Below are 9,060 nucleotides of genomic sequence, written 5' to 3'. Positions count from 1 at the left end.
GGGATCGACGGCCGGCCACCGGACTGCTCCAGCTCTCCTGTCGCCCCCCACGACGGTGGACCGGTCGAGAGCCGCGGCGAACGCCTCCATCATGCCGGTGAAGCACGGGCTTCTTCGGGGCCGATCTTGTCACTCCGGTCCCCGCCCGGGGGCGACGCTCCGGCCTCTACCTCCTTCCCGAGCCAGTCCACGCTCGCCGTGCAAGTGCGCTCGTACTTGCGGCCCCCCAGCACGAAACGCCTCGCGGAGCGGATGCGGGACTGGGACGATGTGATGAATGATCAGGCCTGCGGCGGGGTCCCTCCACCCCGCGACGGTTTAGACACCGGAGGCTGCGCCTCCGCCCCGCCGCCCTGAGCCAGTCGAAGGGCGTCGGGGCCCCACCTCCGCTGCGCGGGGCCCGTGACCTCGCGCGCTTCGCTTCGCGACCGGGCCTTCTCCAATCGGCACGAGCCCGAACCCGCACGCGAGCCGAACCCGCGAGGTCGCGACTTCACGTCGTGTCGCCAGGGATTGGAAGGATCCTGTAGGCGACCGATGGCCCGTCACGTATAGTTTCAGTGCGACGAGCGGTGCGGTGGTCCTCGCGTGTCCATCGCCTCCGCTCGCGGAATTCACCAAATCACCTGGGGGAACTCGACATGCCTGGACCGCACTCCGTCCCCGCTACCGTCCGCGTGGGCCTGCTGCTCGGTGTGCTCGCGTTTGCCGGCTGCGCCGGGACGCTGACCACCACGCACGCGTACAAGACCGACGCCTACGAGCTGAACGTCCCGGTGAAGGACGAAGGCTGCTACGACTCCGCGGTGCTGCTCGGCGCGGACGCGCCGCGGACCCAGGACATCGCGGGCAAGGTCGTCGCGGCTCTGGACTCGACCGTGACCGCCGCCACCGACGGGTCCATCGCGGCCCAGCGCAACCGGCACGTCGGCGTGTTCGTCGGCAGTGGCGGCGAGGAGCTGATGGTGACGTGGAAGGCGGTGGACGCGTCGCAGACCTTCGTCACCGCGGCGACCAAGACCGGGTTCGTGGGCGGCGCAGGCCAGCGGGGCTGGTCGTGCGAGATCGTCGACAAGATGGTCGAGCTGGCCACGAAGAAGTGAGCGCGTCCCTGCGTAGGGCCATCCTGGCGCTCGCCGCCGTCACGGCGGCGTGCGCCACGACCACGCGCGTCGATCCCACGACGGCCGCCCGCGCGGCGCGGGAGGAGAACTGCGAGATCCGGTTCTTCGAGGCCGAGAAGCCGAGCGTCCCCTTCGAGACCCTCGGGAAGGTCGAGTCGCACATCGCGCAGAACCGCCTCTTCGGCGGGACCGCCACGCTCGAGCACGAGGGGTACGCGGAGCTGAAGAAGAAGGCGTGTGCCCTCGGGGGAGATGGCGTCGTCATCGACGACCACCTCCAGACGTCGGTGGCCGAGATGAGCCACCTGCACGTCTGGGCGACAGTGATCAAGCTGTCGCCGCCCAAGTGACGGCGCTGCAGCCACCCGACGGCGGCGAACGCTTGCTGTCCTGGCGCGTATCCTCGGCGGCGCGGCGACTGCCGAGCTCCAATACCGAGCGCTTTCGAGCGCCGAAGGCTGCCGAGCTCGGCACGGGAGCGCCGCTCATCGAGCCCGGCCGCTGTCGGCAGGGCCGCCTGCGTCGCCCGGCACCGCCGCCCGCACCAGCCGGAGCCGGCGCGGGCGGTGCGGGGCGGTCGCTTCGTCTTCGTCGGGCTACTTCGCGCCCCCGGCGACCACGGCCGTGGACGAGCCCGCCGGAGCGAGCGCGAGCTTGCCGCCGGTGAGCTGCGCCGCCTTCACCTCGGCCTGGCGCGACAGGTCGATCGACTCGCCGAGCAGGCGCGCCATCTCCTGCGGCGCGTGGAAGCCCATCGAGTTCTCGGCGGCCACCAGGTCGAGGCGCCATTGCGCGGCGCGCTGCAGCTCCTCGAGCTCCTGGAGCGCAGGCGTCCTCTTCACGACCTCGCGCCAGGCTGCGAGGAGGTTCGCCTTCGTCTCCGCGGCAAGCTTCTTGTCCTGCTCGTCCTTCGGCAGCTTCAGGAAGGCCTCCTGCTTCTCGAGCGTCGCCCTCGCCTTCGCGGCCGCCGCCTCGCGGGCCTCGCCGTCGTAGGGCCTCCGGACCGCGACGATCGCGTCGATCATCCCCACGGCGGCCTTCCCGGCGCGGGTGAGGAGCGCGAAGTGGCGGTCCTGGATCCCGAGGACGCGCGCCTTGAGCTCGTCGTCGCCGTACGGGTGGCACCCGGCGCAGGACCGGTTCAGCTCGAGGAGCGGGCTGCGCACCCAGTGCTCCGAGATCTTCTGCGCGCCCTCGCGCTTGTAGGGCATGTGGCAGTCCGGGCAGGACACGCCGCTCCGCGCGTGGATGCCCTGGCTCCACATCTCGAACTCGGGGTGCTGCGCCTTCAGGAGCTCGAAGCCGGTCTCGGCGTGGGTCCAGTCCTTGAAGCGCTCGCCCTTCACCTGCATCCCGTCGTACAGGTGCTCCATCTGCTCGGCCTCGAGCCCCTCGCCCCACGGGAAGAGCAGGGTCATCCCCTTGCCGCAGAAGTACTCGACGTGGCACTGGCCGCAGACGTACGAGCGCTTCTCCTGGCGCGTGCCGTCGCGGTTCGGATCGTAGGGCCGCGCGCGGTCGCCCTTGCGCCAGCGCTCGATCGAGGGGAGGTGCGAGACGTCCGCGCTCGAGGCGGCGAGCTTCTGGATCCCGGCGATGAAGCCCGGGCGCGTCACCCGGAGCTCCATCGACTGCGGGTCGTGGCAGTCCACGCAGGAGACGGGGTGCGCCTTGCCGCCGGGGGAGATCTGCTCCAGCGCCTTGTGCGCGTCCCAGTAGCCCATCTCCCCGACCTGGGCGAGGCCGGCCTGGAGCTGCTCGGCCTCGCTCGCCTGCGGCGCGGCCTCCTTCCCGAGCTTCCGGTAGAGCGGCGTGATCGAGCCGTGGCAGTGGAGGCAGTTGCCGGACTGCTTCCCCTCGGCGGGCACGTTCCGCTTCGTCTTCTCCTGGTCGGTGAGCATGAAGGCGTGGCCGCGCCGGTCGCGGTAGTCCACCGCGAACAGGTAGCCGGCGAAGATCCGCTTCAGCCAGGGATCGCGGTCCGCCTTCTCCGGCGCGGGCTGGCTCTCGCTCGCGCCGGCGGCGCCGCCGTACTTCGTGCTGGTCGGCTCCGCGGTGCGCCTGTAGCCGTCGTACTCGCGGGGCCAGTTGTTGCCCCACTTGGCCGGGTCCGTGTCGTTCTCGGTGACCTCGACGAGCTTGACGTACGCGTACTTCGCCTGCTCCTTGCGCTCGGCGACGTTGACGAGCAGCGCGGCGACGCCGACCGCCACGAGGGCGAAGACGCCGACGACGAGCGCGACGAGGAGCCCGCGCTGCGGCTGGGGCTGTGGGGCGGCGGACATGACGTTGCTCCTTCTGCTGAGGTGCGGTGCAGCGTGAGGAGTGGATCAGCGAAGGTGGCCGACGGAGGCGTGACAGCGGACGCAGGAGACGCCCTCGCCGTGCGCGACGTTCTCGACGAGGGCTGCGTGGCAGCGGCGGCAGTTCGCCTCGACGACGGCGCTGCTCTCTGGCCGCGCGCGGATCACGTCGGGGTAGCCGCCGAGGGTGAACGCCATGGAGTGGTGGTACCCGTTCAGCGCCTTCACCACGTACTTCGAGATCGGGCCGGCGGGCGTGTGGCAGTCGTTGCAGGTCGCCACGCGGTGGTGCGGCGCGGCCTGCCAGCCCGCGTAGTGGCTCGCCATCACGTGGCAGTTGGCGCACGTCGCGGGATCGTTGCCGACGTACGAGGAGCCCTTCGCGTACTGGAAGGCGTAGGCGCCCATGCCGAGGGCGACGCCAGCGACCGCGGCCAGCGTGAGCGGGATCGGGAGAAGGGTCGTGCCGCGGCTCGTCGTCATGGAGTCCTCGAGGTCGCCGTCGCTCTCCTCGAACCGCGCGCCGACGCTCGGGGACGCGCCGGCCCCGCAATCCTACGGGACCGTGAACGGCCGGGGGTGGGAACGGATGGGCGGCGCAGCGTTCGGATGCGCGCACCCGACCTCGCCGACGTGCCCGGCTCCGGGAGGGCCGGTGTGCGGCCAGTTGCCGCAGCGCGGACGCGGAGCGCGAGCGCGGCCTACGAGCGGAGGCCGAACTCAGGCGCCCGCGTCCTCGCCGACGAACGTCGGGAACACCCCGAGAAGCTCGGAGCACCCTCCGAGGAGCCGCTCCGCGGGCGCCTGGAGGGTGGCTCCGTCCGGCGCCTCCCACACCGCGGCGAGCGGAACCGAGGTCTGATGATCGGAGCCGCGACGGACTTACGGGGCCCGCCCGGCACGTCCCGCCGCCGCACATGACGAGCACAGGCCGTACAGCTCGAGTCGATGAGACGTGATCCGGAATCCGAGCCGCCGGGCGACCTTCTCCTGGAGCTCCTCGATCGCCTTCTCCTCGAACTCCCGGACCGCCCCGCACTCGACGCAGACGACATGATCGTGGTGGTGCGAATCCGCGGGCTCGAACAGAGCATGCGCGCCACCGAAGTCCCGCTCGGTCGCGTCGCCGCTCTCGACCAGGAGCCGGAGCGTCCGGTAGACCGTGGAGTAGCCCGTCGCCGGCTCCCGCTTGCGCACGCGCTCGAGGAGCTGCTCGATGGAGACGTGGGTCCCGGCGCGGAAGAACTCGTCGAGGATCACGTCGCGCACGGCCGAATGCTTGAGACCCCGCGCCTTCAGGCGGGCAGAGAGCGCTGACACGCGCGCCGAGACGTCCTTCTCCGGCGCAGATCGGGCGGGTCGGGGCGGGGTGGCGGGAGAACGCGGCACGGGCAACCTCGAGGAGGGCACCGTACCGCAGCGGTGAGCGAGTTTCCACGCGGACGCGTCGCCCCGGACCACCAGCGGACGGGGCGCTGGGCTCCTTCCCGATCAGGCGGCCTCGACGAGGACGCCGCCGGCCTTTCGGACGTTGCCGCCTGCTGCAGGATCCGAGCGTTCGCCAGCGTGAATCCGCGCGATCGGCGAGCCGGCAGGCGCCGCACGCAGAGCCAGCGTCCGCCTCCGTCGCTCGCGCGCGATCGAGCCTTCGCGCGCGTCGCGCTCCTGCGCACCGTTGACCGCGGTCAAGGATCGCCCCTCGTCGTCCTGATAATGAAAGTGACTGTCAGAATCGTTGATGCGATCCCGCCGCCGCCCCCACACGCCGGCCCACTCGAAACGCAGGGAGCCCAGCATGCCCGTGAACCGACTCTTCACCCTTCTCGCCTTGGCCGTCTCGGCCTCTCTCCCCGCTGCCGCGTCCGCGGGCGACGGTCCGATCCAGGACAACAGCTTCCTCGTCGAGGAGGCCTACAACCAGGAGCCGGGCGTCATTCAGCACATCAGCACGTTCAATCGATCCCTCGAGACCGGCGCGTGGGGCTACTCCTTCACCGAGGAGTGGCCGGTCCGTGGCCAGACGCACCAGGCGAGCGTCACGTTCAACTTCTCCGACCTGCGTGCCGGGCCCGGCACGCGCGGCGTCGGCGACGTCCTCCTCAACTACAGGTGGCAGGCGGTCGGTAGCGGCGAGACGCCGGTGGCGTTCGCCCCGCGGCTCTCGGCCGTCCTCCCGACAGGCGACGGCCGGCGCGGGCTCGGCAACGGCGGCGCCGGGGGCGAGGTGAACCTGCCACTCAGCGTCGTGCTGTCCGACCGCTTCGTGTCCCACGTGAACCTCGGCGGCAGGTTCGTGCCCTCCGCGCAGACGGCTCTCGGTCACGGCAACCTGGCCAGCTTCACGGTCGGGCAGAGCCTGATCTGGCTCGCACACCACAACCTGAACTTCCTGGTCGAGGCGGTGTACTCGTCGACCGACATCGCCGCGCGCGACGGGAACCTCCGCACCGAGAGCCTGACCGTGAACCCTGGCCTGCGCGCCGCGCTCGACATCGGCGGGCTCCAGATCGTGCCGGGCTTCTCCGTTCCGATCGGGGTCGGGCCGAGCCGCGGCGACAACGGCCTCTTCTTCTACCTGAGCTTCGAGCACCCGTTCCGCCTCGCGGGCCCCACCGCGCCCGAACCGGCGGCGAACTCCCGGACGTGAGTGGGGGATGGCGATGCTGCCGCTCGGGCTCCTGGGTGATGGCGAAGTCGGGGAGATCGTCGCAGTCGCGGGTGCGGATCAGAAGACTGGCGCGGCGCGCGCCGAGGACATGGGCCTTCGGATCGGCAAGCGCGTGCTGATGCTGAACAACGGCGCCGGCCCGCTCCTGGTGAAGGTCGACGAGTCGCGCATCGCGATCGATCGAGGCGTGGCCATGAAGATCAAGGTGAGGACTGCGTGAACACGAACCTGGCGAGGCTCGCGGTCGGAGAAACCGGCCGCATCACGGCGATCGGATCGACCGGCGCGATGAAGCGGCGACTCATGGACATGGGGCTCCTCCCAGGCGCCGAGGTCCTGGTCGAGAAGGTCGCGCCGCTCGGCGATCCGATCGAGGTGCGCGTCCGGAGCTACTACCTGTCGCTCCGCAAGAAGGAAGCGGAAGGCATCATGGTGGAGGTGAAATCGTGACCGCCGCGCCGAAGCTGCGCACCTCCGCGGCCGCCGATCCGCCGGGCGACGCCCGCGCCATCACGGTGGCCGTCGCGGGCAATCCGAACTCCGGCAAGTCCACGCTCATCAACGCGATCGCTGGCACGCGGCTCCAGGTCGGCAACTGGCCCGGCGTCACGGTGGAGAAGAAGGAGGCGTCGTTCGAGCACGCCGGTCGGCACATCCGCCTCGTCGATCTTCCCGGGACCTACTCCCTCTCGCCTTACTCCCAGGAGGAGATCGTCGCGCGCGACTACCTCGCCCACGAGCGTCCAGACGTCATCGTGAACGTCGTCGACGCGACGAACCTCGAACGCAACCTCTATCTCACGGTGCAGCTCCTCGAGCTCGGCATTCCCGTCGTGATGGCGCTGAACATCCACGACGAGGCCGAGGCGAAGGGATACCGCATCGACGTGCGCCGCATCGAGGAGCGGCTCGGCATCCGGGTCGTGCCGACCTCCGCGACGAAGAAGAAGGGGCTCGAGCAGCTCCTCGAGGCGATGGTCGGGACCGCGCTCGCGCGCGGTGCACGCAAGCCCGTCGACCTCTCCTACGGTCCGGACCTCGACGCGGCCGTACGCGACGTCGCGCGCGAGCTGGTCGCACGGCACCCGCAACTCGTCGATCGATACCCGCTCCGCTGGCTCGCCTTGAAGGTGCTCGAGGACGACGAGCGCGTCAGCGCCGAGACCTCGCTCGATCGCGACGCCTTCGCCGCGGCGACCCTCGAGCACCTCCGCACCGCCCACGGGGAGGACCTCGAGGCGCTCCTCGCGGAGGCGCGCTACGCGCTCGCCGCGGGCCTCGCGCGCGAGGTCCTGCAAAAGCCCGAGCTCCAGAAGATCGAGCTCACCGAGCGAATCGACCGGATCGTCCTGAATCGCTTCCTCGGCATCCCCATCTTCCTCGCCACGATGTGGATCGTCTTCAAGCTCACGTTCGATCTCTCGTCGCCCTTCGGCGAGTGGATCCAGGGGATGACGAGCGGTCCGTTCAAACGGTGGGCGGCGACCCTCCTCGGCGGCGTCGGGGCGCCAGGCTGGACGGTGTCGCTCGTGAACGACGGCATCATCTCGGGCGTGGGATTCGTCCTCGTGTTCGTGCCGGTCATCTTCGCGATGATGTTCTTCATCACCCTGCTCGAAGGTTCCGGCTACATGGCCCGCGCCGCCTTCGTCATGGACAAGGCGATGCACGCCGTGGGGCTGCACGGAAAGTCCTTCATTCCGATGGTGCTCGGCTTCGGCTGCAACGTCCCGGGCGTCTACGCCACGAGGACGCTCGAGAACCAGCGTGACAAGGTGCTCACCGCCCTCCTCGTCCCGCTCATGTCCTGCGGCGCCCGGCTCCCCGTGTACGTCGTCTTCGTCGGCGCCTTCTTCCCGCAGAACCCGGGCACCGTGATCTGGTCCCTCTACGTCATCGGCATCGTCCTCGCCCTCGTCATGGGGGTGGTCTTCAAGCGGACGCTGTTCCGCGGCGACGCCCCCGCGTTCATCATGGAGCTCCCGCCATACCGCATGCCTTCCTTCCGGAGCCTCTGTCTCCACACCTGGGAGAAGGGGAAGCACTTCCTCACGAAGGCGGGGACGTACATCCTGGCGGTCTCCGTCATCGTCTGGTTCCTGCTCCACCTCCCCTGGGGCGTCGAGAGCAAGAAGGACTCTTACCTCGGGAAGGCGGGGCAGGTGATGGCGCCTGCGCTCGCGCCGCTCGGCTTCGGCACCTGGGAGGCGGCCTCGTCGCTCATCACCGGCGTCATCGCCAAGGAGATCGTGGTCGGGACGATGGGCGAGATCTACGCGCCGGCGCCCGAGCACGCGGAGGAGGCTCCGACGCTGGGCGAGGACCTGAAGGAGATCGTGACGTCCTTCGGCGCGGCCGTGGGGGAGTCGGTCGGCAACGTCGTCTCCACCGTCGGCATCTCCTCGCTGTCGTTCGAGGAGAAGGAGGACCACTCCGCGCTCAAGGGCGCGCTCCGGGGAGCGTTCACGCCGCTCACCGCCTTCGGCTTCATGGTGTTCGTGCTCCTCTACATGCCATGCGTCGTGGTCGCGATCGCCATGCGTCAGGAGTTCGGCGGGTGGAAGTGGTTCGGGGTGGCGTTCGCGTATCAGACGGCGCTCGCCTGGGTGGCGGCGCTCCTCGTTCATGAGGGCGGACGCCTCCTCGGGCTGGGGGGTTGACCGTGGGAGCCAGCGATTTCCTCGCCTCCGTGCTGATCCTCTCGGCAGCCGTGTACCTTCTCTACCGCTCCGTCTGGAAGAACCAGGGGGCATGCCACGGCTGCGCGTCCGGCGGGTGTCGGCGCCCGCCGCCGCGCGAGCCGGCCGAGCTGGTGCGTCTGGGCCAGCCCCGGCGACCAGCCGCTGGCGAGGACGCACCGCCGCGCACCGACGCATGAGGAGGACCCGGGGTCCCGGTCGTCTCCGAGACCGGGACCTCGCCGCATCGTCGCCAGCTCGGGCGCCCGGGGGCGGGCGCTTCGTGC

10 protein-coding genes are annotated in these 9,060 nt (G+C 70.3%); 6 read left to right on the top strand and 4 right to left on the bottom strand.

Going from position 1 to position 9,060, the window contains the following annotated elements; genetic code table 11:
- Positions 1-641: 641 nt before the first annotated feature.
- On the top strand, positions 642-1,103 hold the full coding sequence (locus MNZ27_RS03165; protein ID WP_242392579.1) for a hypothetical protein: 462 nt from the start codon (positions 642-644) through the stop codon (positions 1,101-1,103).
- Positions 1,100-1,474: a hypothetical protein gene (locus tag MNZ27_RS03160; protein ID WP_242392578.1), complete on the top strand. Its 375-nt coding sequence runs from the start codon at positions 1,100-1,102 to the stop codon at positions 1,472-1,474. The genes MNZ27_RS03165 and MNZ27_RS03160 overlap by 4 nt, the downstream gene beginning before the upstream one ends.
- A 246-nt stretch (positions 1,475-1,720) precedes the next feature.
- On the opposite strand, the gene MNZ27_RS03155 is transcribed toward MNZ27_RS03160, so the two are convergent.
- From MNZ27_RS03155 to MNZ27_RS03140, 4 genes are all read right to left on the bottom strand, one after another.
- Positions 1,721-3,409, bottom strand: coding sequence for an ammonia-forming cytochrome c nitrite reductase subunit c552 (locus tag MNZ27_RS03155; protein ID WP_242392577.1), 1,689 nt, complete (start codon positions 3,407-3,409; stop codon positions 1,721-1,723).
- Between the two features lie 45 nt (positions 3,410-3,454).
- Complete coding sequence (gene nrfH, locus MNZ27_RS03150; protein WP_242392576.1) at positions 3,455-3,910, bottom strand: cytochrome c nitrite reductase small subunit; 456 nt, start codon at positions 3,908-3,910, stop codon at positions 3,455-3,457.
- Between the two features lie 399 nt (positions 3,911-4,309).
- On the bottom strand, positions 4,310-4,747 hold the full coding sequence (locus MNZ27_RS03145; protein ID WP_308197900.1) for a Fur family transcriptional regulator: 438 nt from the start codon (positions 4,745-4,747) through the stop codon (positions 4,310-4,312).
- 171 nt (positions 4,748-4,918) lie between these two features.
- Positions 4,919-5,224: a hypothetical protein gene (locus MNZ27_RS03140; RefSeq protein ID WP_242392574.1), complete on the bottom strand. Its 306-nt coding sequence runs from the start codon at positions 5,222-5,224 to the stop codon at positions 4,919-4,921.
- Between MNZ27_RS03140 and MNZ27_RS03135 the strand changes: the two genes are divergently transcribed.
- Genes MNZ27_RS03135 through feoB form a run of 4 tightly spaced genes read left to right on the top strand, consistent with a single transcriptional unit; the run spans position 5,223 to position 8,755 of the window.
- Positions 5,223-6,074 carry a hypothetical protein gene (locus MNZ27_RS03135; protein WP_242392573.1) on the top strand — a complete coding sequence of 284 codons (852 nt, stop codon included), beginning with the start codon at positions 5,223-5,225 and terminating at the stop codon, positions 6,072-6,074. The two genes, MNZ27_RS03140 and MNZ27_RS03135, sit on opposite strands and share 2 nt — an antisense overlap.
- Positions 6,075-6,081: 7 nt before the next feature.
- The gene (locus tag MNZ27_RS03130; protein ID WP_242392572.1) at positions 6,082-6,315 is read left to right on the top strand and encodes a FeoA family protein; all 234 of its coding nucleotides are present in this window, start codon (positions 6,082-6,084) and stop codon (positions 6,313-6,315) included.
- Positions 6,312-6,545 carry a FeoA family protein gene (locus MNZ27_RS03125; RefSeq protein WP_242392571.1) on the top strand — a complete coding sequence of 78 codons (234 nt, stop codon included), beginning with the start codon at positions 6,312-6,314 and terminating at the stop codon, positions 6,543-6,545. The genes MNZ27_RS03130 and MNZ27_RS03125 overlap by 4 nt, the downstream gene beginning before the upstream one ends.
- On the top strand, positions 6,542-8,755 hold the full coding sequence (gene feoB / locus MNZ27_RS03120) for a ferrous iron transport protein B (protein ID WP_242392570.1): 2,214 nt from the start codon (positions 6,542-6,544) through the stop codon (positions 8,753-8,755). The genes MNZ27_RS03125 and feoB overlap by 4 nt, the downstream gene beginning before the upstream one ends.
- Positions 8,756-9,060 lie beyond the last annotated feature (305 nt).

The sequence above is a fragment of the Anaeromyxobacter oryzisoli genome, from assembly GCF_022690765.1.
In the GTDB taxonomy this organism is placed as follows: domain Bacteria; phylum Myxococcota; class Myxococcia; order Myxococcales; family Anaeromyxobacteraceae; genus Anaeromyxobacter; species Anaeromyxobacter oryzisoli.
Note: the sequence above shows the minus strand (reverse complement) of the source record. Positions and strands in the feature narration are given on the sequence as shown.

What these genes read in the sequence shown, in the direction of transcription:
- MNZ27_RS03165 (WP_242392579.1), top strand. Translation starts at nt 642, where the DNA reads ATGCCTGGACCGCACTCCGTCCCCGCTACCGTCCGCGTGGGCCTGCTG.
- MNZ27_RS03130 (WP_242392572.1), top strand. Translation starts at nt 6,082, where the DNA reads ATGGCGATGCTGCCGCTCGGGCTCCTGGGTGATGGCGAAGTCGGGGAG.
- MNZ27_RS03140 (WP_242392574.1), bottom strand. Translation starts at nt 5,224, where the DNA reads ATGCTGGGCTCCCTGCGTTTCGAGTGGGCCGGCGTGTGGGGGCGGCGG.
- MNZ27_RS03155 (WP_242392577.1), bottom strand. Translation starts at nt 3,409, where the DNA reads ATGTCCGCCGCCCCACAGCCCCAGCCGCAGCGCGGGCTCCTCGTCGCG.
- MNZ27_RS03135 (WP_242392573.1), top strand. Translation starts at nt 5,223, where the DNA reads ATGCCCGTGAACCGACTCTTCACCCTTCTCGCCTTGGCCGTCTCGGCC.
- nrfH (WP_242392576.1), bottom strand. Translation starts at nt 3,910, where the DNA reads ATGACGACGAGCCGCGGCACGACCCTTCTCCCGATCCCGCTCACGCTG.